Origin of the sequence: Bradyrhizobium sp. NC92, assembly GCF_025200865.1 — a bacterium.
Classification (GTDB): domain Bacteria; phylum Pseudomonadota; class Alphaproteobacteria; order Rhizobiales; family Xanthobacteraceae; genus Bradyrhizobium.
Map to the genome: position 1 here is coordinate 4,044,967 of NZ_CP104171.1, position 23,150 is coordinate 4,068,116.

Genomic DNA, 23,150 nt, shown 5'->3' on the forward strand with positions numbered 1-23,150 from the left:
ATCGCGGCGGCAATGACATCCGATCAACAGGCGAAGCGGACCATGAAAGTCCGCTGCTGCATCGTCGGCGGCGGACCTGCCGGCATGATGCTCGGCTATCTCCTGGGACGTGCCGGAATCGACGTCGTGGTGCTGGAGAAGCATGCGGATTTCTTCCGCGACTTCCGCGGCGACACCGTGCATCCCTCGACGCTTCAGGTGATGGACGAGCTCGGCCTGATCGACGACTTCCTGAAGCTGCCGCACCAGCGCCTGCAGAAGATGGACGGCCTGTTCGGCGGCACGCCGGTGCGCATTGCCGATCTCAGCCGGCTCCATACCAAATACCCCTTCATCGCCTTCATGCCGCAATGGGACTTCTTGAATTTTCTGCGCGAGGCCGGCCGGCGCTTTGCTTCCCTCGAGGTGATGATGAGCACGGAGGCGATCGATCTGATCCGCCGTGGCGAGACGATCGCCGGCGTGCGGGCGAAGACGCCTGACGGCAATATCGACATCGAAGCCGATCTCACCATCGCCTGCGACGGCCGGCATTCGACGGTGCGTGAGCGCGCTGGGCTTGCGATCGAGGAGATCGGCGCGCCGATGGATGTGCTCTGGTTCCGGGCCGGCCGCAGACCCGACGAGACCGAGAACGTGTTCGCGCGGGTCGAGCCCGGCAAGATGATGATCACCTTCGACCGCGGCGATTACTGGCAATGCGCCTATGTCATCGCCAAGGGGCAGTACGAGGCGGTGAAGGCGAGGGGGCTGCCGGCGCTGCTCGACGACGTCGTGCGGATGGCGCCGATGCTCCGCTCCGGCATCGCCGAGGTGAAGAGCTTCGACGACGTCAAGCTGCTCACCGTCGCGATCAACCGTCTGGCGCGCTGGACGCAGCCCGGCCTTTTGTGCATTGGCGACGCCGCGCATGCGATGTCGCCAGTCGGCGGCGTCGGCGTCAATCTGGCCGTGCAGGATGCGGTTGCGACCGCGAACCTCCTGGCGGACAAGCTGCAGCATGGCTGCCCGTCCGAGCACGAGCTCGATGCCATCAGGCGCCGTCGCGAGTTCCCGGTGAAGATGACGCAGCGCATGCAGGTGGTCGTGCAGAACAACATCATCAGCGGCGCCTTGCAGGGCGGCGATCGACCACTGAAGGTGCCGCTGGTCGTGCGCCTCATCACCGCGCTGCCATGGCTGCAGGGCATTCCGGCGCGCCTGATCGCGCTCGGCGTGCGGCCGGAGCACGTGCATTCGCGGGCCGCACCGGAATTTTAGCGTAGGACTTCGGTAGGGATAACGTTGCGTGAAATCGCGCGCGGCGCGTTGCGCGCCTGCAACAGCGCTACCGGATTGACGCCACGGTGCACGTTCAACCGCCACGTTAACCGTGTTGATTTCAATTTTAGTAAGGGCCGTCTGTGACCGTGCGCCCATCAAGGACACGGGGTGTACCATGCGTAATAAATTGATTGCCGCCTTCGCCTGCACGACCGCTCTGGTTTCGACGGGTGCTGCTTCCGCCGCCGATCTCGGTGCGCGCTACACGAAGGCGCCCGCTTACGTCGAGCCGCTGTTCAACTGGACCGGCTTCTATGTCGGCGGCCACATCGGTGGCGCATGGACCAACGAACAGTTCATCAACAGCGGCAACACGACGGCATTCGGCGATCTCGCTCCGGGCCAGGGCTATCGGCAGCGTGGTTCGGGCCTCATGGGCGGCGCCCAGATCGGCTACAACTGGCAGGCCAACAACTATGTGTTCGGCGTGGAAGGCACGATCTCCGGCCTCGACAACAAGGGCTCGTTCACGAACACCGCGTTTGGTGCCGGGGATGACGTGTTCTCCTGGCGCGCCAACGTGCTCGCGACCGTCGTGGGCCGTGCGGGCTTCGCCGTGCAGAACAACCTCTTCTACATCAAGGGCGGCTATGCCGGCGTGAACAACCGTCTCTCGGTCGCCGACACGGTCGCTCCGGCGACGGGCTCCGGCGGTCAGACCCACTGGGCCAACGGCTGGACCGTCGGCGCTGGATGGGAATACGGCGTCACCCGCAACTGGATCGTCGGCCTCGAATACAATTACGCGGCCTTCGGCAGCCAGACCTATCAGCTCGGCGGCACCGGCGGCAGCTACACCTTCGATGCCAAGCCGCGGGACATTCAGTGGGCCGTCGTGCGCGCGAGCTACAAGTTCGATGCCCCCACCATCGCCCGCTACTGAGCACGTCGACGCAACGCGACCAACGATCAAGAAAAGCACTGCCTAAATTAAAAGCCCCGGCCTTGTCCGGGGCTTCTTTTTTTTGCGCTATCGGCGGGCGGGCGGGCCTCAGGCCATCACCGAAAATCCGCCGTCGACCGGGATCGCCGTGCCCGTGACGAAATTCGACGCGGGCGATGCCAGGAACACGGCGATGCCGGCGAAGTCGTCGATGTCGCCCCAACGCCCCGCGGGCGTTCGCGCCAGCACGCGCTCGTGCAGCCCCGAGACCTGCTGCCGTGCGCCGCGGGTGAGATCGGTGTCGATCCAGCCCGGCAGGATGGCGTTGACCTGGATGTTGTCGGGCGCCCAGGCATTGGCGCAGGCGCGGGTGTACTGCACGATGCCGCCCTTGCTGGCCGCATAGGCAGTCGCGAAGCTCGCGCCGAAGATAGACATCATCGAGCCGATGTTGATCACCTTGCCGTTGCCGGACGCCTTCAGCGCGGGATAGGCCAGCTTCGAGCACACGAAGGCGCTGGTGAGGTTGGTGTCGATCACCTTGTTCCACTCGTCGAGCTCGAGCTCGTGCGGCGGTTTGCGGATGCTCATGCCCGCATTGTTGACGAGGACGTCGATGCGGCCGAGCTCCTTGACGACGCGCTCGATCATGGAGGCGACCGCCGCCTTGTCGGTGACGTCGGTGGCGACGGCGATCGCCTTCACGCCGCGCTGCCTGAGATCGGCCACGGCGGCCGCGGACTTGGTCTCGTTGCGTCCGACCACGGCGATATCGGCGCCGGCATCGGCGAGGCCCCGCGCCATGCCGAGCCCGATGCCGCCATTGCCTCCCGTGACGATCGCGACCTTGCCGCGGAGATCGAACCGGCTGGATGTCATGCTTGTATTCCCTGGTTTCTTTATTGGTTGCTCTGCCAGATCAGCACCAGACCGAACCCGGCCATGGCTGCGCCATAGCCGGCCCATTGCAGCTGGTCGACCATGAAGCTCGATCGGGGCCACGGAACCGTGCCGGTGCCCTGTCCGATCCAGAGCAGCCCGAGAGCGGTGGCAAACAGGCCTGCCACCAGGAGAAATCTGCGCATGCCTTCCTCCCATCGGTCCGCTTCTGTCGCGGTCCACGGCATTCAATGAATGCCGCAGCCACGAAAACTTGGCGCCAGACTAGCCGTAGCTCTGGTGCGGATACAATGGGCGGTGGCCGCAAGGCCGCGCGGAGGACGCATGTCGATGCGCAAGATCGTCCAGGGCGCGCCCGGCTCGCCGGCCCATATGAAGCGCTCAAGGTCAGTGTCGGACGATAGAACCTCAAACGAAAAAGCCCCGGCGATGCCGGGGCTTTGACGCTTGATCGTGAGATCAGATCAGTACTTCGCGACGACCGGACCGGTCCAGTTGAAGCGGTAGACCAGCGAGGTCGAGATCGTCTGGTTCCAGCTGTTAGCGCGGATGCTGTTGCCGACCGGAAGGTTGCTGACGTCGAACAGTTCGTCCTGAGTCTTGGCATTGTAGAAGGCCGAACGATACTCGGTCTTCATGAACCAGCCGGGCGACGTGATGCCGAAGATGTTCAGGCTGTTCTCGACGCCGCCACCCACGAACCAGCCATGCCGATCGTAGCTGCTGAGATGGACGCCCACGGGAGTGCCGCCCAGCGTCGTGAAGTTGGTCTGGCCGAAATGAGCGCCGGAGTAACCGCCATTGACGTAGGACAAAACGTTCGGGGCGACCAGCCAACCGAGGCGAACACCCGCAGCCCAGGAGGTTTCCAGCTTCTGGTTGCCAGTGATGCCGAGGGTCGGATCCTGGATGGTGGCGCGGATGCTGCCGAACTGACCGTCGGCGAACACACCAGCGACCCAAGTGCCGCTGAACTGCCAGTCGTAGCCGGCGCCAACCGTGCCGAACCAGCCCGAGCCGCCCTGGCGCTGAGTGATCGTCAGCGGGGTACCCGTGCCGGTATCGACAACGCTCTGGTCAGCATTCGAGAGACCGCCGCCGCCGCCGCCGAAGACGTAGAAGCCGGTCCAATTGGCGACGGGCGCCGGCATCGGGGCCTTCGCGTAGGGACGGGCAGCCAAGTCGGCAGCCGAGGCCGAACCGGTCATCGCCGCGACCGCGGTCAGAGCGAGCAAAATCTTCTTCATGTTAAAATCCCCAAACCTTGTCGGCGCGAGCGCACTGAAGTCCGTGTCATCTGATGCCCGAACTATAGACGGTTCTCGCCGAAATGCTGTTGCAGGGCAGGCACAGTCGCCGGAAAACGCCGGTGCGGAGGTATTTGCGGCGTTGTCGCGGGAATCTGTAATATCGATTGTATTTCAATAACTTGAGCGAATTCCGGCGTTTCGATTTTGGTAACGTCTCGTTAGCAAATTCGGCTTTGTCCGAAATGGAGGCAAACATGCCTCGGTCGCGGCATCCGTTGAGTCGCTGGCCGAGTCGCCTTGAGACGATCCGGGAATTAACGAAATACCGGCAGTCCACCCGGAAAGCCGGCCGGATCGGGCACCCGCTCCTCAAACGACACAGCCCCGGCTTAGGACCGGGGCTGTGATTGGCGTGTGGCCGGTTGGGTTGCCGCCTCAGACGTCCAGCAGCTCGTCGCTGGCAAACTCGGCCTTGTCCGAGATGAAGGCAAAGCGGGCCTCGGCCTTGGTGCCCATCAGCCGCTCGACCGAATCCGCCGTGGTGTCGCGGTCGTCGGCCAGCAGCACCACCTTGAGCAGCGTCCGCTTGGCCGGGTCCATGGTGGTCTCCTTGAGCTGCGCCGGCATCATCTCGCCGAGACCTTTGAAGCGGTTCACCTCGACCTTGGCGTTGGCGTTGAACGCGCTCTTGAGCAGCGCCTCCTTGTGGGCGTCGTCGCGGGCGTAGACCGACTTCGAGCCGTGGGTCAGCTTGTAGAGCGGCGGCACTGCGAGGAAGAGGTGGCCTTCGTCGATCAGGCGCGGCATCTGGCGGTAGAAGAAGGTGATCAGGAGCGAGGCGATGTGGGCGCCGTCGACGTCGGCGTCGGTCATGATGATGATGCGCTGATAGCGCAGATCCTCTTCGCGATATTGCGCGAGCGTACCGCAGCCGATCGCCTGCACGAGATCCGAGAGCTGCGCGTTCGCCGTCAGCTTGTCCTTGCCGGCGGAAGCGACGTTGAGGATCTTGCCGCGCAGCGGCAGCACCGCTTGCGTCTTGCGGTCGCGCGCCTGCTTGGCGCTGCCGCCTGCCGAGTCGCCCTCGACGATGAAGAGCTCGGAGCCGTCGGTGCCGGCATCGGTGCAGTCGGCGAGCTTGCCGGGCAGGCGCAGCTTCTTGCCGGCGGTTTTCCGCGCGGTCTCTTTCTCCTGCCGCCGCCGCAGGCGCTCCTCGGCGCGGTCGATGACGAAATCGAGCAGCCGGTTGGCCATGTTCGGATTGCCCGACAGCCAATGGTCGAACGGATCCTTCATCGCCTGCTCGACGATGCGCTGTGCTTCGGCGGTGGCGAGGCGATCCTTGGTCTGGCCCTGGAATTCGGGCTCGCGCACGAACACCGAGAGCATCACGGCGGCGCCCACCATCACGTCTTCCGAGGTGACGGAGGCCGCGCGCTTGCCCTGGCCGACGCGCTCGGCGTGATCCTTCAGGCCGCGCAGCAGCGCGCTGCGCAGGCCGGATTCGTGCGTGCCGCCGTCGGGCGTCGGCACGGTGTTGGTGTAGGACGAGAGGAAGCCGTCGGCATCAGCGGTCCAGGCCACCGCCCATTCGCAGGCGCCGTGCGCGCCGTTGCGCCCCGACTTGCCGGAGAAGATGTCGGGATGCACCAGCGTGTCGGCGTGGATCGCGGCCGCGAGATAATCCTTGAGGCCGCCGGGGAAGTGGAAGGTCGCCTCCGCCGGCACGTCCTCGACGCCCTTGAGCAGCTCCGGCGCGCAGTTCCAGCGGATCTCGACGCCGCCGAACAGATAGGCCTTCGAGCGCGTCATCTTGAACAGCCGCTGCGGCTTGAACGCGGCCTTGGCACCGAAGATGTCGGTGTCGGGCTTGAAGCGCACGCGCGTGCCGCGGCGGTTGTTGATCTTGCCGAGATCCTCGAGCTTGCCCTTGGGATGGCCGCGCTCGAACGTCATGCGGTAGAGCTTCTGGCTGCGCGCGACCTCGACCTCGAGACGGGAGGAGAGGGCGTTCACCACCGAGATGCCGACGCCGTGCAGGCCGCCCGAGGTCTCGTAGACCTTGCTGTCGAACTTGCCGCCCGAATGCAGCGTGCACATGATGACTTCGAGCGCCGACTTCTTGGGGAATTTCGGATGTGGGTCGACCGGGATGCCGCGGCCGTTGTCGGTCACGGTCAGGAACCCGTCTGCGCTGAGCTCGACTCCGATAAAGGTTGCGTGTCCGGCCAGCGCCTCGTCCATCGAGTTGTCGATGACCTCGGCGAACAAATGATGCAGCGCCTTCTCGTCGGTGCCGCCGATATACATGCCGGGCCGGCGCCGCACCGGTTCCAGCCCTTCGAGCACTTCGATGTCGGCTGCCGTGTAATCGGCTTCCCCGCCGCTTCCGCGCGGCGCCGCCTTGGCGGCGCGGGGCTTCGGCTCGTCACCGCCGAAAAAGTCATCTTTTGCTTTGGGCTTCAATTGCTTGGACATGTATCTTGATACGTTTTGAGGGCCGCGGAAGCGGCGAATCGGTTAGGCCGACTATGCCACTTCTCACCTGGAAAGGTTACCGGAGGGCGGGCCGCGCGCTGTGGGTTGGGAGCCAATCCCGGCGATTTTACGCCGCAGGCCCGCCATTTCCCGGCAATTTGACGTTCCCGCCTTAGTCATGTCGGGTTTTGTGACTTGATGTCACACAAGTCCTTGGCTTACCAGTCCTTTTCATCGAGCAGCACCTTGAGACGGGGCGGGAAGGCTTTTTTGGATGGAGCAGTTTGCGCACGCCCTGGCTGACTTCGTGCGCGTTCACCAGGCCTGGGCGGCGCCAATCGTGTTCCTGCTGGCGTTCGGCGAGTCGCTCGCGTTCATCTCGCTTCTGGTCCCGGCCTGGGGTGCGCTGGTGGCCATCGGTGCACTGATCGGGGCGAGCGGCATCAGCTTCTACCCGATCTGGATCGCCGGCGGCCTCGGCGCGGCGCTGGGCGACTGGGTCTCCTACTGGTTCGGCTACCGCTACAAGGAGAGGGTTGCCCAGATGTGGCCGCTCTCGCGCTATCCGGAGCTCCTGCCCCGAGGTGAGGCCTTCGTGCGAAGCTGGGGCATCCCCAGCATCTTCATCGGCCGCTTCTTCGGCCCCTTGCGCGCCTCCGTGCCGCTCGCGGCCGGCATTTTCGAGATGCCCTATTGGAGCTTTCAGGCCGCCAATTTCGTCTCGGCCCTGATCTGGTCGGCCGTGCTGCTGCTGTTCGGCGACGTGCTCGCCAAGATCATGGAATGGATCTGGCGGGTGATCTGACCGGGCAACCGGGCCGCCCGGTCAGGGCGTCAGGCCAAGCCTACAGCGTTGCGTTCCAGATCGCGGGGATCCAGCGATAGCCGGAGCCGTCCTTTTCCTTCTCGACCCGGACGAGACCGGGGAAGGCGGCGTGGAAGGCCTGGATCGGCATCTTCTCGGCAATCGCCATGTCGTAGAGCTTGCGCCGCGTCTGCTGTGCCAGCGGTTTGTCGACATCGGATGCGATGTTCCATTCGGGATGCTTCACGAACAGGAACGCTGCGCCCGCGGTGATATCCACCTGTACCAGCACCTTCTCGGCGCCGGAGGCGACGACAAAGGAATTGTGGCCCGGCGTGTGGCCGGGGCTAGCCACCGAGGTGATACCGGGCGCGACCTCCTTGCCGGCCTCGTATTGCGTCACCTTGCGACCGAGCGCATCGAACACGCGGCGGATGTTCTTGAAATTGTTTTCGAGGATCGGATTGCCCATTCCCTTGCTCATCTCGCCGTCGTCCATCCAGAACTTCCATTCCGCCGCCGGCACCATGATCTCGGCATTGGGGAAGGCGGGCTTGTTCTCGGCTGCCAGCAGGCCGTTGATGTGGTCGCCATGGAAGTGGGAGATGATGACGGTGTCGATCGCCGCGCGGTCGATGCATGCGGCTGCCAGGTTGTTGTGGAACTGGCCGACCTTGCCCTTGGTCTGCGCGAACTGGTCGGGCCCAAGACCGGTGTCGATGACGACGAGCTTCGGTCCGGTGTTGACGACCACGGGGTTGAATGTGTGGGTGACCTTGTCGGTCGGCAGGTGATGTTCGGCGAAGACCTTGTTGATGTCGTCCTTGCTGGCACCGGCCGCGTAATTGTCGGTCAAATTGACGGTGGCAACGCCGTCGCAGACCACCGTGACCTGATGGGTGCCGACATTGTAGCGATAAAAGCTCGCATTCTGCTTTTCGGCCGGGGGCGCGGCGGCGCTTGCGGGAGAGGTCTTCACGAAGGGCAGGAGCGCCGAGGCGGCGGCACCGGCCAGCGTAGCGCGACGTGTGATCTCGGTCATGACGATGTCCTGAGGCTGGGTTGCGAAAGGGAGGACCCGGCGAGGTTGTGGCCCGCCGGTCATTCTCGGGAACACCCACGCTTAAGGGAAATTCCGCTGCAAGCCGATGACATCCGTGCGGCAACGTGCGGTCCCGTCACCAGTGCGGCAACGTGCCGTCACCAGTGCGGCATTGTGGCGGTCGACCCCGGCATCCCGCAAGCCGATTTGGACTTGACCCTGGAACCCGCAGGCCTTATAGCCGCGCGCCATGATCAACGCCGCGACCATCATGTTCGCTCGCCGCCGCCGCCGCAGCTTAGCGGTTTGGGCGGTCGATCGCGTTTGAGATCATCGTCTTTGCCGCTGGACCCGATCCGCGGCATCCTCTCTCCTGTCAGCGCGATCTGATCCGGCGGCTCCCCCGAGGAGGCCCAGCAGGAGACCACGATGTACACGCCACCCTTTTTCAAGCAGGACCGCGCCGCGAGTTTGAAATTCGCCGAGGAGCGCGGCTTCGGCACCATGTGCGCGTTCGACGGCAGGAAGCCGATCGCCTCGCCATTGCCGTTCTATTTGACCTATGCCGCAGACGGCACGCCGCAGGCCGCGTTTCATCTCGCCCGTCACAATGCGCTGCTAAAGCAGGCGGGCGGCGATGCGTCGTGGCTGCTCGCGGTCAACGGCCCCGATGCCTATGTATCGCCGGACTGGTACGTCTCGCCGGATCAGGTTCCGACCTGGCTCTACCAATCGGTGCATCTGAGCGGTCCAGTACGGCCGTTGTCGGATGAGGAGCTCGCGGTGCAGGTCGACACGCTCAGCGACAAGTTCGAGAATTGGCTGCTGCCGAAGAAGCCATGGACCTCGGACAAGATGACGGCGGGCCGGCTGGAAGCGATGAAGAAGGGAATCGTGGGTCTGGTCATGACGGTTGAAGAGGTCGAGGGCAGCTTCAAGCTCAACCAGCACAAGTCCGACGCCGACTATACGGCGATCGCCAATGCGCTCGGCGCGCAGCCCGCGGCCGACGCCAGGAAAATCGCGCAACTGATGCAGGACGTGAGGCCGGAAGCCTTTGCGGCCGAGACCAACAAGCTCGAAAGGAGCGTTCCATGAGCCTCACCGAAACCACGAAAGCCCCGATCACCGGCGCGGCCAAGAAGCCCGCCACCGTCTTCGTCGACGGCGGCTCCGGCACCACCGGGCTCGGCATCAACGAGCGGTTGAAGCTCCAGAGCGACGTTGCGGTCAAGACCATCGCCGACGACAAGCGCAAGGATCCGGCCGCCAAGAAGGCACTGATGGAGGAGGTGGATCTCGTCATCCTCTGCCTGCCCGACGACGCCGCCAAGGAAACCGTTGCCCTGGTCGACAGCATGGGCAATCAAGGGCCGAAGGTGCTGGATGCCTCGACCGCCTACCGGGTCGCGCCGGACTGGGCTTACGGCTTTCCGGAGCTGACGCCGGACCAGGCCGGCAAGATCAAGGCCGCCAAGAAGGTCTCCAATCCCGGCTGCTATCCGACCGGCGCGATCGCGCTGTTGCGGCCGATCGTCGATGCTGGCCTGCTGCCATCGGATTATCCCCTCACCGTCAACGCGGTGAGCGGCTATTCCGGCGGCGGCAAGTCGATGATCGCAAGCTTCGAGGATGGCAGCGCGCCGTCCTTCGAGCTCTACGGCCTCGGCTTCGAGCACAAGCATCTGCCGGAGATGCAGCTCTATTCGAACCTGACGCGGCGGCCGATCTTCATCCCCTCGGTCGGCAACTATCGACAGGGCATGCTGGTCTCGGTGCCGCTCCAGCTCGACACGCTGCCGGGCAAGCCTGGCGGCGCCGACCTGCAGGCGGCGATGGCGAAGCGTTACGCCGGCTCGAAATACGTCAAGGTGATGCCGCTGCAGAGCGAGGCGAGCAAAGGCGGCCGGCTCGAGCCGGAGGCGCTCAACGAGACCAACATGCTCGAGCTCTACGTCTTCGCCAGCGACAAATATCACCAGGCGCTACTGGTCGCCCGGCTCGACAATCTCGGCAAGGGCGCATCCGGTGCAGCGGTGCAGAACATGCGGCTGATGCTGGGACTGCCGGAGGAGTAGGGCAGTCTCGTGTCCCGGACGCGGTGCAGCGCTTAGCGCTGCTCCGCAGAGCCGGGACCCATAACACGACAAGCGAAAGCAAGACCATGGGCCCCGGCTCTGCAGCGCACCGCCAAGAGGCGTTGCACTGAGTCCGGGGCACAAGCTCAGTACTTCGCGACGAGCGGCCCGCCGAACCGGTAGTTGATGCGGGCGGTGATCAGATCGACGTCCTGACCGATCCGATCGGTGCGCGAGAACGTGCCGGCAGGCGCCAGCGCGCCGGTGGAGGTCAGCGTGACGTCGCGCCGGCCCATGAACAGATGGTCGTATTCGAGGCCGACCGACCAGTTCGGGGCAAAGCCGTACTCGAAGCCGACGCCGACCGCGGCGCCCCAACGAGTCTCGTTGGCACGGTCGAACTCGGCTCCGGCCAGACCGCCCGTGCCGGCGCCCCGGTAGCGATCGCTGGTGACGGCGGCGCCGCCCTTCACATAGAGCAGCGCGCTGTTCCAGGCGTAGCCGACCTGGCCGGTGAACAGGCCGAAAGCCTCGATCCGGGTGCGGTTCTCGACGCCGAGAATGGCGCTGGCATTCCGGCCATAGAGATCGGCCCAGTCGCCCTGCGCTTCGAGACCAAACACGAAGGCACTGCTCTGCCAGCGATAGCCCACCTGGCCGCCGGCCACCGCGCCGGTCGCATCATGGCACCCTTCGGCAACGCCGGGGCCGAAGCCGGCGATCTGGTCCCAGCACTTGCGCGACGTACCGTATCCGCCATTGGCGCCGATGTAGAAGCCGCTCCAGTCATAGATCGCGGCGATCATCGGCGGCGCCTTGGTGTAGGGGCGGGCGGCGAGATCGGCGGCACTGGCCTGCGTCGTGATGGCTGCGAGCGAGAGCGCGCCGAGCGCGGATGCAATCTTCCAATTCATGTCTGCCCCGAATCAATCAATTGCGATGGGTAAATATAGCTGTGGAAGAACGAGCCAGCGCATTGGCAGAGCGGGCCGTTGCCGATTCTTCCGGACTGTCATCCTTCGGCAACAGCCTATCGGTCATCCAACCGCTGGTTGCGGCTGCGAAAGCGTGACTTCGGCGCAAGCCTGCCGCTTCAAACCAATCCGAAGATCGCCAGCGCCAGCACGGCCTGGGCGAGGAAGCCGACGGTGAAGGCGAGGGTACGGAACACCGGAATTCCGAGCGCATAGACGATGGTGTGCGCGACGCGCGACCAGAAATAGACGGCGCAGGCGAGCACCGTCCATTTCGTGGAATAGTCGATCGCGTTCAGGATCAGCACCAGGGGGGCGAAGATAATGAGGTTCTCGACCGCGTTGTCATGCGCGAACATCAGCCGGTTCGCCCATTCCGCCTGCGGCTTGTCGCCCCGCGAGGGGTTGGCCATGGCACCGCTCAACCCGCGAACCTGGCAGCGGTTGATGATGTAGGGAATCCACAAAACCCCCGTCAGGATCACCGTCAGTGTCAGCCAGAACAATTCGCGTGTCATAGTGCCGGTCCCCTGTGTCGTCGCTGGATTGAGGCGAGTCTATACGAAAGCGCGCCGGATTCCGCTACGCGCGAACTCTGACGTAGCTGCCGGGCGCGTCCTCGATCGGCGGGAAAGCTTCGCTGCCGACCGCGCGCGCCGGGACTTCCTCGGGATCGAGCTCGCCCAGCCATTGGCGCCAGTCCGGCCACCACGAGCCCTTGTGCTCCACGGCGCCCTTCATCCACTGCGCGACGTTGACGTTCTTGATGTTGTCGTTGGTCCAATATTGGTACTTGTTCGCGGCAGGCGGATTGACCACGCCCGCGATGTGGCCCGAGCCGGACAGCACGTATTTCACGGGGCCGCCGAAGAACTGCGAGCCGTACAGCACCGATTCAGCGGGCGCGATGTGGTCCTCGCGGGTGGCGAGGTTGTAGACGGGCACCTTGACCTTGGAGAGATCGAGCAGGGTGTTCTCGAGCACCATCGTGCCGGTGGAGAGCCGGTTCTCGAGGTAGCAATTGCGCAGGTAATAGGAATGGTTGGCCTGGGTCATCCGTGTCGCATCGGAGTTCCAGTGCAACAGGTCGAACGCGCTCGGCTGCTGGCCCTTCAGATAATTGCTGACCACATAGGACCAGATCAGGTCGTTGGAGCGCAGCATGTTGAAGGCCATCGCCATCTTCGAGCCTTCGAGCACGCCGGCCGTCTTCATGTCGTGCTCGAGCGCTGCGATCTGCTCCTCGTCGACGAACACGAGGAGGTCACCCGCATGGGTGAAGTCGACTTGCGCCGCGAAGAACGTCGCCGAACTCACGCGCTGGCGGCGCTTCTCGGCAAGCCAGGCCAGCGTGGTCGCGAGCATGGTGCCGCCAACGCAATAGCCGGCGGTGTGCACCTTCATCTCGCCGGTGACCTTCTCGATCACGTCCATCGCCGTGAGCGGGCCTTCCTTCATGTAGTCTTCCCAGCCCTTGGTGCCGAGCCGCTTGTCGGGATTGACCCATGAGACCACGAACACGGTGATGCCCTGGTCGACGCACCACTTGATGTAGGATTTCTCCGGCTTGAGATCGAGGATGTAGAACTTGTTGATCCAGGGCGGCACGATCAGGAGCGGGGTGCGCAGCACCTTCTCCGTCGTCGGCGAATACTGGATCAGCTGCATCATCTCGTTCTGGTAAATCACCTTGCCCGGCGTCGTCGCCATGTTGACGCCGACGACGAGATTATCCGGGTTGGACTGGCGGATCTTCAGCATGCCCTTGCCGGCGGCGATGTCCTCGGCCAGCATCTTCAGGCCGCGCGCGAGGTTCTCGCCGCTGGATGCCACCGTCTCGCGCAGCACCTCGGGATTGGTCAGCACGAAGTTCGATGGCGAGAGCGCGTTGGTGACCTGCTGGACGTAGAAGTCGGCCTTGCGGCGCGTGTTCGGATCGAGCCCTTCGGCGTCGCGCACCAGCTCCTGCGCCCATTTGGTCGTGAGCAGATAGAGCTGCATGACGAAGTCGAAGAACTGGTTCGACTTCCACTCCGGATCGGCGAAGCGCTTGTCGCGCGGCGAGGGCGCGATCGCCGGCTCGGCGTTCTGACCGGCCATGCGGCGCGCCGCCGAGCCCCAGAGGTCGAGATAGTCCTTGGCGAGCTTGGTCTGCAGATCGGACGAGCGCGAGGAGTCCGACAGCCAGTATTCGGCGACCGCGGTGAAGGTCTTGACCATCTCCGTGAGCTCGGGCGGCGGGCGGTCCTGCACCTCGCCGCTCTCGCGCGGCTTGAGGTATGCGGCGAGCGCCTTGCCGCCGCTCTCCATCGCCCGCGCGACGTTCATCGCGAAGGCTTCGGCATCGAACTTCGTCTCGGGTTTCGGCGTATCGGTCGTGGCCATACTCATGAGCAGAACAGTAACGATTCATTCCGTATTCGTCACCGCGAAGCTCGCATGTTTGACGTTAAACACTCTCGAAGATGTGTTGCACTGCGACAAATCTTCTTGGTTCCGTCACAATCGGGCCGCACGTCTCGGTTTGTTGGGCATCGGCTGTTTTCTCGCTCCTACCATTTTGGGCAGCAATGGTTTGAGCTTGGGCGCGGTCTTGGGTAAGCTTGCCCGGGGCCGTGCTTTGGGACGAGTAGGGGATTTCCCAAGTGTTGGCGGTATGGGACCTGCAAAAGACGCTGCCGATTTGCGGCGCGGTGCTGATCGCGGCGCTCGCCCTGGGCGGGTGTTCGAGCCAGTTCGCGGATCTGGCGCCTGCGGATGCGCCGCCGCGTGCCAGGGAGCCCGGCACCTATCTGCCGGTGCACGATCTGCCGCCGGATCGCGATCAGGCGATCATCCCGCTGGAGCAGCGCGCCAAGATCGAAGCCGAGCTCGCCGCCGCGCGCGACCGCCAGGCCGCTGCCGCCAAGGACGGCAAATAGGTTTGTGCCCGCGAGACCGGCAAGGTAATCGCTGGCGCGTCCGTGTTGCCGTGCTAAAAGACCTCGGTTCAGCCAAGAGTCAGGGCGAACGACTTCAGTCTTCGTCGCCGACGATTGCTCTAAGTATTTGATTTTGAGTAATTTTCGCGATGAGACCTGAGGGCTTTTGGAATGGCCCTCGCGGCCCCTCGATTCTGTCCTGACCGGTTGCCCGGAGCCCAGAGAGCCATGGAAGAATTTTACCGCATTCGCCGCCTTCCGCCGTACGTGTTCGAGCAGGTCAACCGGGCCAAGGCGGCTGCGCGGAATGCCGGTGCCGACATCATCGACCTCGGCATGGGCAATCCGGACCTGCCGGCGCCGGCGCACGTGCTGGAGAAGCTGAAGGAGACGCTGGGCAAGCCGCGCACCGACCGCTACTCCGCCTCGCGCGGCATCCCCGGACTGCGCCGGGCCCAGGCCGCCTATTACGCCCGCCGCTTCGGCGTGAAGCTGAACCCCGACACCCAGGTGGTGGCGACGCTGGGTTCGAAGGAAGGCTTTGCCAACGTGGCGCAGGCGATCACCGCGCCCGGCGACGTCATCCTCTGTCCGAACCCGAGCTATCCGATTCACGCCTTCGGCTTCTTGATGGCGGGCGGCGTGATCCGCTCGGTGCCGTCGGAGCCGACGCCGCAATTCTTCGAGGCGGCGGAGCGCGCGATCGTGCATTCGATCCCCAAGCCGCTCGCGCTCGTCGTCTGCTATCCCTCGAACCCGACCGCCTATGTCGCGAGCCTGGACTTCTACAAGGACCTCGTCGCCTTCGCCAAGAAGCACGAGATCCTGATCCTGTCCGATCTCGCTTATGCCGAGGTCTATTTCGACGAGAGCAACCCGCCGCCCTCGGTGCTGCAGGTGCCGGGCGCGATGGACTGCACCGTCGAGTTCACCTCGATGTCGAAGACCTACTCGATGGCCGGCTGGCGCATGGGCTTTGCGGTCGGCAATGAACGCGTGATCGCTGCGCTCGCCCGCGTCAAATCCTACCTCGATTACGGCGCGTTCACGCCGGTGCAGGTCGCGGCGACCGCGGCGCTGAACGGCCCGGACGATTGCATCAAGGAGATGCGCGACACCTACCGCAAGCGTCGCGACGCGCTGGTGGAATCGTTCGGCCGCGCCGGCTGGGACATCCCGCCGCCGGAAGCCTCGATGTTCGCCTGGGTGCCGCTGCCGGAAGCCTTCCGCAGCATCGGCAGCATGCAGTTCGCCACCCTGATGGTGGAGAAATCCGGAGTCGCGGTGTCGCCCGGCGTCGGCTTCGGCGAGCATGGTGAAGGATATGTCCGCATCGCCATGGTGGAAAACGAGCAACGGATCAGGCAGGCCGCGCGCGGCGTGCGCCGCTTCCTTGAAAGCGGGATCGAAACGTTGCACAACGTCGTTCCGCTCGCCAATCGGCGTTAATTCTCTTCTGCAGGTTTTCTGAAGTATCATGGTCGCACCCCTGAAAGTGGGCATAGCGGGGCTCGGCACCGTGGGTGCCGAAGTTGTCCGCTTGATCGAAACGCAAGCGCGCGTGCTGGCGGGCCGCAGCGGCCGCGGCATCCGCGTCGTCGCCGTCACCGCGCGTTCGAAGGCGAAGAAGCGCGGCATCGACCTGCGCGGCGTCGACTGGGCCAAGGATCCGATGGCGCTCGCCACGCATCCGGAGGTCGATTGCTTCGTCGAGCTGATGGGCGGCGCCGGCGATCCCGCGCTGTCGGCGGTGGACGCTGCGCTCAGTGCCGGCAAGTCGGTCGTCACGGCCAACAAGGCGCTGCTCGCCAAGCACGGGCTCAAGCTCGCCAAGGCGGCTGAAAAGCACGGCGGTGCGCTGAATTTCGAGGCAGCCGTCGGCGCCGCAATCCCCGTCATCAAGACGTTGCGCGAAGGTCTTGCCGGAACCGGCGTCAACCGCGTCTACGGCATCCTCAACGGCACCTGCAATTACATCCTGACCCGGATGGAGCAGGAGGGCCTGTCCTTCGCCGAATGCCTCAAGGACGCGCAGCGGCTCGGCTATGCCGAGGCCAACCCGTCCTTCGACGTCGACGGCCACGATACCGCGCAGAAGCTCGCCATTCTCGCCAGCCTCGCTTTCGGCACGAAAGTTGCTCAAAGCGCCGTGTATGTCGAAGGCATCTCATCCATCGCGCCGGAAGATCTTCGCGCCGCCGCCGATCTCGGTTACCGCGTCAAGCTGCTCGGCGTTGCCGTTCGCACCGCCAAGGGCATCGAGCAGCGCGTGCATCCGACCATGGTGCCGAAATCCTCCTCGATCGCGCAGGTGATGGGTGTCACCAATGCGGTCACGATCGATGGCGAGGGCATTCCGCCGATCACGCTGGTCGGCCCCGGCGCCGGCGGTGCCGCGACCGCATCTGCCGTCGTCGCCGACATCGCCGACGTCGCGCGCGGCATCCGCGCCAATCCGTTCGGCCGGCCGATCGCGCAGCTGCGCGACACCAAGAAGGCGCCGATGGAGCGCCACGAGGGCGGCTATTACATCCGCCTGCTCGCGCGCGATTTCCCCGGCACTGCGGCCGCGATCGCGACGCGGCTCGCGGAGCAGAAGATTTCGATCGAGTCGATCGTGCAGCGTCATCCCAATGGCGGCGCAGCACCCGCTGACGGCAAGGCGGTCCCCGTGCCCGTCATCCTGATCACTTATGCGACGCATGAGGACGCCGTGCGCCGTGCGCTCGCTGCCGTGCAGAAGGACAAGGTGATCAGCGGACGTCCGCAGGTCATCAGGATTGAGAAGAACTGAGCATGCTCCGGAAAAGTGTGACGCGGTTTTCCGGCAAGAGCATGCTCAAACCATAGAGCACGGTTCGAACGAACTGTGGGTGTTGCGAGTTGATGCGGACGGAGATTTCCGTCCCAAACGTTTCGAAGGAGTGAGCCGATGTCGACCCATATTGAAGTCCCCCCGCACGCCTTGCTCGAGCGCATCCTGACGCTGGAGATCGTGCGGGTGACGGAGCGGGCGGCGGTGTCGTCGGCGCGGTTGCGCGGCCACGGCAACGAGAAAGCGGCCGACCAGGCTGCGGTCGACGCCATGCGGCGCGAGCTCAACAAGCTGCCGATCCAGGGCACCATCGTGATCGGCGAGGGCGAGCGCGACGAGGCGCCGATGCTGTACATCGGCGAGCAGGTCGGCCTCAAGGCCGGCCCCGAGGTCGATATCGCGGTCGATCCGCTCGAAGGCACGACGCTGTGCGCCAAGAACATGCCGGGCTCGATCGCCACCATGGCGATGGCCGACGGCGGCACGCTGCTGCACGCGCCCGACGTCTACATGCAGAAGCTCGCGATCGGCCCCGGTTACGACAAGGGCGTCGTCGATCTCGATGCCTCGCCGGCGGACAATGTCCGCCGCCTCGCCAAGGCCAAGGGCGTCAAGCCGGAGGGTATCACGGTGCTGGTGCTCGACCGTCCGCGCCACGCCGACATCATTTCGAGCGTGCGCTCGACCGGCGCTGCCGTGCGCCTGATCACCGACGGCGACGTCGCCGGCGTCATCCACTGCGCCGACCCCGACAACACCGGCGTCGACATGTATCTCGGCACCGGCGGTGCACCGGAAGGCGTGCTCGCCGCCGTGGCGCTGCGCTGCATCGGCGGCCAGATGCAGTGCCGCCTGATCCTCGACTCCGACGAGAAGCGCGAGCGCGCCGCCAAGATGGGCGTCAACGATCCCAAGATGATCTACGGCATCGAGGACATGGCGCGCGGCGACTGCCTGTTCGCCGCCACCGGCGTCACCACGGGCTCGCTGCTGTCGGGCGTCAAATTCCGCAAGGACGGCGTGATCGAGACCGAGACGGTCGTGATGCGCTCCGTCACCGGCACGGTGCGCTACATCAAGGCCGAGCACCGCGAGTTGGCCAAGTTTCATCTGGACTGAGGTCGCGGTCATCCGCGCCCGCTTGTTCGGCGCTTTGGTCGCTGCCGAATCCGTGCTCTGCCTGCTATGGGCTGCGATGCGGTGCCGGGGCGAACATGTGCAGGTCGCGCAACATCAGAGCGAGCATGACGGCCCCCTGGAGCTGCCCAACCTCATCGGCCCAGGGCTGAAGAACGGACTTCGCCGTCGCCGTGTCTCCGCGCGCGAGCGCGCTGCGCGCGCTTATGTCGGCCTCGGCATAGGCGTCAGTTGCGATCATACGGGACAGCGCCTGCGTGAGGCCTTCATCGAAGCTCTCCAGGCGTACTTCGGAGAGGTAGTGATCAGGCTTGAGACCGATTTTGTTTCTTGGATGCGCCGGATCGAAATGCCCAACCTTTGCCAGCATGATCAGCAGGGGATGATTTGCGGCGATGGAAGGGGGAATGATCGGATAGGTCTTGTTTCTCCCCGCTCGATCATCAAGAGATGAGAAGGAGATGACCGGCCCAAGGTTGAAGCGCGACTTGCGATGGAGCACAGCGACGCGATGGTCGATCTCGGAGTCCGGTTTGAACACTTCACCGTTCTTGAAACTGGTGTCGGGATCGGCAGCGATGAGAAATGCCGAGAGCTGGGCAACCCGGCCGGTGACGGTGCGTTCGTCAAGCCCGTCCACCTCAAACTCGATCTCTCGTCCAGCGAACGCGGACAATCCGAGCGTATAAGCCCCCACGGTCTCGCCGGAACGGAAGGGAACGATGTCCATCCACAATCCGAACGGCTGATCTGGATACGCCTCGAACGCACGGCTTGACTGCTCCAGCCACATCTCGGGGGAACGGCCGACCTTTCCGCCCCAGATGACGGCGACGACACCGGGCATCGCCGCGAGCACTGCGCCTAGAAAGGCGGTCGTGAGGGGCGTGCGCTCGGCAAATCCCAGCGCTTTCGTTTCAGCATTGCTTTTGGCCGGGTCCATTGCCGCGACGACGAGGTGCGCGCGATGGCGTCCGGCGGCGTGAAAAGCTTCCGGCCATAGTGACGAGGCCCGCTCCCAAAGCCGCTGATCAAAAGGCACCGGCTCCGGTATCAGGAAGATCGTCATGACGTGATCTCCGATGCCGATGAGCATCGGACGGGCCGCGCTGTCGCTTGGTGCGACAGTGCTGCGACTGCACCGCAAGTCGGGATGACGAACCCGTATTGACTGGATTAGAGCTTCCTCATCCGGGAGACGGGCATCTTCGAGCAATATGAAAGCGATAGGAATGTTTGTCATGGAAGATGCGATTGCAAGCGATAGGCAGGCTGATCACGCCGCTCGCGCTGGGCGAGCCTGATGCGGCGGGCAACCGCTATTGTTGCATGGAACGGATCATGCTTTAAAGCCCCCAATCTCGGCCGGAGCTAGCCCGGGCCAAAACATAATGAGCGGAGCGAAGCATGACCACACCATCCGATCTCTCCGCCGTCAAAGCCCTCGTCTTCGACGTCTTCGGCACGGTCGTGGACTGGCGCACCAGCCTGATCACCGACTTCATGTGGTGGGGCAAGCAGCGCGGCATCAGCGCCGATTGGACCGCGCTCGTCGACGGCTGGCGCGGCATGTACATGGCCTCCATGGACGACGTGCGCAAACATCCCGAGCGCGGCTATGTCATGCTCGATGATCTTCACCGCCGCTCGCTGGAGCAGCTCGTCGAGAAATTCGCGATCAAGGGCCTCACCGAGGCCGATCTCGATTACCTCACCAAGGGCTGGCATCGGCTCCATCCCTGGCCCGACAGCGTCGCCGGCCTGACGCGGCTGAAATCAAAATTCGTGATCTCGCCGCTGTCGAACGGTAACGTCGCGCTGCTCACCAACATGGCGAAGTTCGCCGGCCTGCCGTGGGACCTCATCCTGTCGGCCGAGCTGTTCGAGCATTACAAGCCCGATCCGGAAACCTATCTCGGCGCCGCGCGCCTGCTCTGCCTCAAGCCGGAAGAGGTGATGATGGTCGCCGCCCACAATGGCGATCTCGCGGCCGCGCAGAAGAACGGATTGAAGACCGCCTTCGTCGCGCGACCGACGGAGTACGGGCCGCTCCAGAAGGTCGATTTCGAAGCAACCGGCAATTGGGACATCGTCGCGAAGGATTTTGGCGGCATCGCCGACAAGCTCGGCTGCTAGGATGGGCAAGGGGATTCCCGAGCCGTATCGACATCTCCGAACCTTCGCGTTCGGCGACAGCCCCGCGCTGGCGGACGAATTGGTCGAGCTCGTCGTCAAGGGCATCAAGACCGCGACGTGCAGCACCGAGGACGAGCCGAACACCTCTACGCCAGGCGAGCGCTGGGTCGTGCTCGACGGGCGCGGAGAGCCGCGCTGCGTCATCGAAACCATCGAGGTGACATACCGGCGCTTCAATGAGGTCGATGCAGCCTTTGCACACGACGAGGGAGAGGGCGACCGGAGCCTGGCTGATTGGCGCCGTGCCCATCAATCCTATTTCGGCAGGCTCGGTCGCTACAGCGACGACATGATGCTGATGTGCGAGCGATTTCGCCTGGTCGAGGTCTTCGGCGATGCCGATATCGATCCATAACGGGACGAGGAGATCCTAACTCAGGATCGCTCGCACGAGACCGGCTTGTGGGGCGCCTCGCGCCGCGAGAAACAGTCCGGGCGGCCCGCGCCGCCCGAACCTGAACTAATAGCTACAACGTCATCTTCATCGGCTCCGGATAGTAGCGGAAGCCATCTCCGGCCTTGGCGACGTGGCCATAGCCAGGCCAGGCGAAGTGATAGGACATCACCGGGATCTTGTTCGCCGCCAGCATCGTCAGCAGCTTGACGCGCGACTCGGCCGCCTGCTTCGGGTCGGAGTCGTAGGAGAACTCCATCCGTGGTTTCTCCAGCAGCAGCACCGAATGGTGCGAGAGATCGCCGAGGAATGCGAATGACTTGCCTGCCGACGAGACCATGAAGATGGTGTGGCCGACGGTGTGGCCGGGCGCCGCGATCGCCTGCACGCCGGGCAGGAATTCCTCGCCATCCCTGAAGAACTTGATCCGATCCCGGACCGGCAGCAGGTTCTTGCGGGCGTGGACGACGAAGTCCTTTGCCGCGCTGCCAAGCTTGCCTTCGTCGGTCCAGAAGTCGAAATCGCTCTGGGCAATGTAGACTTGCGCGTTGGGGAACAGCGGCTTGCCGCCCTCGTCGACGATGCCACCGATATGATCGATATGGGCATGCGAGCACACGACGGCATCGATGTCCTCCGGCTTGATGCCGGCCTCCGTCATGCTCTTCTGCTGACGTCCGGTGCTGGCGCCGAACATCTTCGATGAGCCCATGCCGGTGTCGAACAGGATGAGTTTGTCGCCGGTGTTGACGATCGGAGAATTCTGTTCGAGCACGACATTGTCCGGCGACAGGAAATTGTCGGCCAGCATCTTCTTGACCTCTTCCTTGGGAACGCCGGTGAAGGTCCCGGAGGGATCGCCGAGCGGAAGCGGTCCGTCGGATACGACGGTCACCTCGGCATCGCCGAGAACGAAGCGGTGCCAGTAGGGCGTCTGGGTGCCGAGCTTGGGCGCCCGCGCCATCGCGCTGCTGCCGAGCATGGCGCTGGCGCCGAGGCCGGCTCCGAGTGCGAGTAGGGATCGACGCGAGACGTCAAGTGTCATTCGTATCCTCCATTTTCTGTTTTGATCCGCGCGATTGTTCGCGCGTGATGTGCGGCTTTGGGCCGGCAGCGGGATGCTGCGCCGGTTCAGACAGGCTCGCAAGAGGAAACGGATTGATGATCGCGTGGCGCGCAAGCATCAATCAATGATTGTGTCGCGATTGTGTTCGCTGGATCGTCGCTGCAGAAATCTCACGCGATACGGAGCGAGGGCTCACTTGCATCCGTCTCGGCAAAGCCCGCCTGCAGCACCTCTTCGCGCTTGTGACGAAGATGCGCCCGCAGGATGTGGGCGAGGCCGACTCCGTCGCGGCGCTGAAGTGCGTTGAGGATCGCCTCGTGCTCCTTCACGGCGAGCGCCCAGCGCTGCGGCGTCATCGGCGTGACGTAGCGCGCGCGCCGGATGCGCGCGGTCACCGAGGCGTAAAGCCCTGCGAGCACGGGATTTCCTGCTGCGGTCACGATGCCTTCGTGGATGGCGCGGTTGCCGCGATAGTACTGGATCAAATCGCGGTCGCGATAATGCTGCACCATCTCGTCATGCGCGGCGGCGATCGCGTCGATCTCGGCATCGCCAATGCGCTCGCAGGCGAGTTCGCCGGCGAGGGCCTCCAAGCCCTGGCAGACCTCGAACAGGTCGCGCATGTCCTTGTCGGTCAGTTTTGCTGCGCGCGAGCCGCGATGCGGCAGCAGCTGCACGAGCCCTTCCGCGGCCAGCACCTTGAGCGCCTCGCGCAGCGGCGTGCGCGAGATTTCGAGCCGCTCGCACAGCTCGCGCTCGGGAATCCGCGCGCCCGGCGGGATTTCGCCGTCGAGCAGGATGGCGCGGATGCGGCCGACAACCTCCTCGTGAAGCATGGAAGCGCTCCGTTTTGAATGCAAAAGCGGGATTATATGGCGATATTCAGAA

The 23,150-nt window shown here is 64.3% G+C and carries 22 protein-coding genes; 11 read left to right on the forward strand and 11 right to left on the reverse strand.

Going from position 1 to position 23,150, the window contains the following annotated elements; all coding sequences use genetic code 11:
- Positions 1-12 precede the first annotated feature (12 nt).
- A complete protein-coding gene (locus N2602_RS18870; RefSeq protein ID WP_260383544.1) occupies positions 13-1,260 on the forward strand; it encodes an FAD-dependent oxidoreductase in 1,248 nt (415 codons plus the stop codon).
- A gap of 178 nt (positions 1,261-1,438) precedes the next feature.
- On the forward strand, positions 1,439-2,206 hold the full coding sequence (locus tag N2602_RS18875) for an outer membrane protein (protein ID WP_212258596.1): 768 nt from the start codon (positions 1,439-1,441) through the stop codon (positions 2,204-2,206).
- Positions 2,207-2,314: 108 nt separating this feature from the next.
- Here the strand turns inward: N2602_RS18875 and N2602_RS18880 are convergent, their stop codons facing one another.
- From N2602_RS18880 to parE, 4 genes are all read right to left on the reverse strand, one after another.
- Positions 2,315-3,085, reverse strand: coding sequence for an SDR family NAD(P)-dependent oxidoreductase (locus tag N2602_RS18880; protein WP_212258597.1), 771 nt, complete (start codon positions 3,083-3,085; stop codon positions 2,315-2,317).
- A 20-nt stretch (positions 3,086-3,105) separates the two neighbouring features.
- A complete protein-coding gene (locus tag N2602_RS18885) occupies positions 3,106-3,291 on the reverse strand; it encodes a hypothetical protein (protein WP_172789131.1) in 186 nt (61 codons plus the stop codon).
- Positions 3,292-3,570: 279 nt separating this feature from the next.
- Positions 3,571-4,353: an outer membrane protein gene (locus N2602_RS18890; RefSeq protein WP_172789132.1), complete on the reverse strand. Its 783-nt coding sequence runs from the start codon at positions 4,351-4,353 to the stop codon at positions 3,571-3,573.
- Between the two features lie 438 nt (positions 4,354-4,791).
- A complete protein-coding gene (parE, locus tag N2602_RS18895; protein WP_260383545.1) occupies positions 4,792-6,834 on the reverse strand; it encodes a DNA topoisomerase IV subunit B in 2,043 nt (680 codons plus the stop codon).
- Between the two features lie 274 nt (positions 6,835-7,108).
- Between parE and N2602_RS18900 the strand changes: the two genes are divergently transcribed.
- The gene (locus N2602_RS18900; RefSeq protein WP_172789134.1) at positions 7,109-7,639 is read left to right on the forward strand and encodes a DedA family protein; all 531 of its coding nucleotides are present in this window, start codon (positions 7,109-7,111) and stop codon (positions 7,637-7,639) included.
- A gap of 40 nt (positions 7,640-7,679) precedes the next feature.
- Here the strand turns inward: N2602_RS18900 and N2602_RS18905 are convergent, their stop codons facing one another.
- Positions 7,680-8,681 (reverse strand): MBL fold metallo-hydrolase, encoded by a 1,002-nt coding sequence (locus N2602_RS18905; protein WP_260383546.1) that lies wholly within the window; start codon positions 8,679-8,681, stop codon positions 7,680-7,682.
- A gap of 429 nt (positions 8,682-9,110) precedes the next feature.
- Between N2602_RS18905 and N2602_RS18910 the strand changes: the two genes are divergently transcribed.
- Both N2602_RS18910 and argC read left to right on the forward strand, forming a co-directional pair.
- Entirely contained in the window at positions 9,111-9,779 is a 669-nt protein-coding gene (locus tag N2602_RS18910) for an FMN-binding negative transcriptional regulator (RefSeq protein ID WP_212258604.1), read from the forward strand.
- A complete protein-coding gene (gene argC / locus N2602_RS18915) occupies positions 9,776-10,759 on the forward strand; it encodes an N-acetyl-gamma-glutamyl-phosphate reductase (RefSeq protein ID WP_260383547.1) in 984 nt (327 codons plus the stop codon). The genes N2602_RS18910 and argC overlap by 4 nt, the downstream gene beginning before the upstream one ends.
- 146 nt (positions 10,760-10,905) lie before the next feature.
- On the opposite strand, the gene N2602_RS18920 is transcribed toward argC, so the two are convergent.
- From N2602_RS18920 to N2602_RS18930, 3 genes are all read right to left on the reverse strand, one after another.
- Positions 10,906-11,673, reverse strand: a complete 768-nt coding sequence (locus tag N2602_RS18920) for an outer membrane protein (RefSeq protein ID WP_260383548.1) — start codon at positions 11,671-11,673, stop codon at positions 10,906-10,908.
- A gap of 179 nt (positions 11,674-11,852) precedes the next feature.
- A complete protein-coding gene (locus N2602_RS18925) occupies positions 11,853-12,251 on the reverse strand; it encodes an MAPEG family protein (protein ID WP_172789140.1) in 399 nt (132 codons plus the stop codon).
- Positions 12,252-12,315: 64 nt separating this feature from the next.
- Positions 12,316-14,124: an alpha/beta hydrolase gene (locus N2602_RS18930; protein WP_172789141.1), complete on the reverse strand. Its 1,809-nt coding sequence runs from the start codon at positions 14,122-14,124 to the stop codon at positions 12,316-12,318.
- A gap of 254 nt (positions 14,125-14,378) precedes the next feature.
- On the opposite strand from N2602_RS18930, the gene N2602_RS18935 reads away from it, so the two are divergent.
- From N2602_RS18935 to glpX, 4 genes are all read left to right on the forward strand, one after another.
- Complete coding sequence (locus N2602_RS18935) at positions 14,379-14,654, forward strand: hypothetical protein (protein ID WP_172789142.1); 276 nt, start codon at positions 14,379-14,381, stop codon at positions 14,652-14,654.
- A gap of 228 nt (positions 14,655-14,882) precedes the next feature.
- Complete coding sequence (locus N2602_RS18940) at positions 14,883-16,103, forward strand: LL-diaminopimelate aminotransferase (protein WP_172789143.1); 1,221 nt, start codon at positions 14,883-14,885, stop codon at positions 16,101-16,103.
- Positions 16,104-16,131: 28 nt separating this feature from the next.
- A complete protein-coding gene (locus tag N2602_RS18945; RefSeq protein ID WP_172789144.1) occupies positions 16,132-17,448 on the forward strand; it encodes a homoserine dehydrogenase in 1,317 nt (438 codons plus the stop codon).
- Positions 17,449-17,586: 138 nt separating this feature from the next.
- Complete coding sequence (gene glpX / locus N2602_RS18950) at positions 17,587-18,588, forward strand: class II fructose-bisphosphatase (RefSeq protein ID WP_172789145.1); 1,002 nt, start codon at positions 17,587-17,589, stop codon at positions 18,586-18,588.
- Between the two features lie 64 nt (positions 18,589-18,652).
- Here the strand turns inward: glpX and N2602_RS18955 are convergent, their stop codons facing one another.
- The gene (locus N2602_RS18955) at positions 18,653-19,675 is read right to left on the reverse strand and encodes a hypothetical protein (protein WP_246709028.1); all 1,023 of its coding nucleotides are present in this window, start codon (positions 19,673-19,675) and stop codon (positions 18,653-18,655) included.
- Between the two features lie 338 nt (positions 19,676-20,013).
- Here N2602_RS18955 and N2602_RS18960 point away from each other — a divergent pair, with 338 nt between their 5' ends.
- Positions 20,014-20,742: a haloacid dehalogenase type II gene (locus N2602_RS18960; RefSeq protein ID WP_172789147.1), complete on the forward strand. Its 729-nt coding sequence runs from the start codon at positions 20,014-20,016 to the stop codon at positions 20,740-20,742.
- Between the two features lies 1 nt (position 20,743).
- Positions 20,744-21,157 carry an ASCH domain-containing protein gene (locus tag N2602_RS18965; protein WP_172789148.1) on the forward strand — a complete coding sequence of 138 codons (414 nt, stop codon included), beginning with the start codon at positions 20,744-20,746 and terminating at the stop codon, positions 21,155-21,157.
- 112 nt (positions 21,158-21,269) lie between these two features.
- Here N2602_RS18965 and N2602_RS18970 read toward each other — a convergent pair whose 3' ends face one another.
- A complete protein-coding gene (locus N2602_RS18970; protein ID WP_172789149.1) occupies positions 21,270-22,241 on the reverse strand; it encodes an MBL fold metallo-hydrolase in 972 nt (323 codons plus the stop codon).
- Positions 22,242-22,432: 191 nt separating this feature from the next.
- Positions 22,433-23,098, reverse strand: a complete 666-nt coding sequence (locus N2602_RS18975; protein WP_172789150.1) for a GntR family transcriptional regulator — start codon at positions 23,096-23,098, stop codon at positions 22,433-22,435.
- Positions 23,099-23,150: the final 52 nt, after the last annotated feature.

Excerpts from the sequence above, each read along its gene's own strand:
- N2602_RS18870 (WP_260383544.1), top strand. The coding sequence starts at position 13 with ATGACATCCGATCAACAGGCGAAGCGGACCATGAAAGTCCGCTGCTGC.
- N2602_RS18875 (WP_212258596.1), top strand. The coding sequence starts at position 1,439 with ATGCGTAATAAATTGATTGCCGCCTTCGCCTGCACGACCGCTCTGGTT.
- N2602_RS18880 (WP_212258597.1), bottom strand. The coding sequence starts at position 3,085 with ATGACATCCAGCCGGTTCGATCTCCGCGGCAAGGTCGCGATCGTCACG.
- N2602_RS18885 (WP_172789131.1), bottom strand. The coding sequence starts at position 3,291 with ATGCGCAGATTTCTCCTGGTGGCAGGCCTGTTTGCCACCGCTCTCGGG.
- N2602_RS18890 (WP_172789132.1), bottom strand. The coding sequence starts at position 4,353 with ATGAAGAAGATTTTGCTCGCTCTGACCGCGGTCGCGGCGATGACCGGT.
- parE (WP_260383545.1), bottom strand. The coding sequence starts at position 6,834 with ATGTCCAAGCAATTGAAGCCCAAAGCAAAAGATGACTTTTTCGGCGGT.
- N2602_RS18900 (WP_172789134.1), top strand. The coding sequence starts at position 7,109 with ATGGAGCAGTTTGCGCACGCCCTGGCTGACTTCGTGCGCGTTCACCAG.
- N2602_RS18905 (WP_260383546.1), bottom strand. The coding sequence starts at position 8,681 with ATGACCGAGATCACACGTCGCGCTACGCTGGCCGGTGCCGCCGCCTCG.
- N2602_RS18910 (WP_212258604.1), top strand. The coding sequence starts at position 9,111 with ATGTACACGCCACCCTTTTTCAAGCAGGACCGCGCCGCGAGTTTGAAA.
- argC (WP_260383547.1), top strand. The coding sequence starts at position 9,776 with ATGAGCCTCACCGAAACCACGAAAGCCCCGATCACCGGCGCGGCCAAG.
- N2602_RS18920 (WP_260383548.1), bottom strand. The coding sequence starts at position 11,673 with ATGAATTGGAAGATTGCATCCGCGCTCGGCGCGCTCTCGCTCGCAGCC.
- N2602_RS18925 (WP_172789140.1), bottom strand. The coding sequence starts at position 12,251 with ATGACACGCGAATTGTTCTGGCTGACACTGACGGTGATCCTGACGGGG.
- N2602_RS18930 (WP_172789141.1), bottom strand. The coding sequence starts at position 14,124 with ATGAGTATGGCCACGACCGATACGCCGAAACCCGAGACGAAGTTCGAT.
- N2602_RS18940 (WP_172789143.1), top strand. The coding sequence starts at position 14,883 with ATGGAAGAATTTTACCGCATTCGCCGCCTTCCGCCGTACGTGTTCGAG.
- N2602_RS18945 (WP_172789144.1), top strand. The coding sequence starts at position 16,132 with ATGGTCGCACCCCTGAAAGTGGGCATAGCGGGGCTCGGCACCGTGGGT.
- glpX (WP_172789145.1), top strand. The coding sequence starts at position 17,587 with ATGTCGACCCATATTGAAGTCCCCCCGCACGCCTTGCTCGAGCGCATC.
- N2602_RS18955 (WP_246709028.1), bottom strand. The coding sequence starts at position 19,675 with ATGACGATCTTCCTGATACCGGAGCCGGTGCCTTTTGATCAGCGGCTT.
- N2602_RS18960 (WP_172789147.1), top strand. The coding sequence starts at position 20,014 with ATGACCACACCATCCGATCTCTCCGCCGTCAAAGCCCTCGTCTTCGAC.
- N2602_RS18965 (WP_172789148.1), top strand. The coding sequence starts at position 20,744 with ATGGGCAAGGGGATTCCCGAGCCGTATCGACATCTCCGAACCTTCGCG.
- N2602_RS18970 (WP_172789149.1), bottom strand. The coding sequence starts at position 22,241 with ATGACACTTGACGTCTCGCGTCGATCCCTACTCGCACTCGGAGCCGGC.
- N2602_RS18975 (WP_172789150.1), bottom strand. The coding sequence starts at position 23,098 with ATGCTTCACGAGGAGGTTGTCGGCCGCATCCGCGCCATCCTGCTCGAC.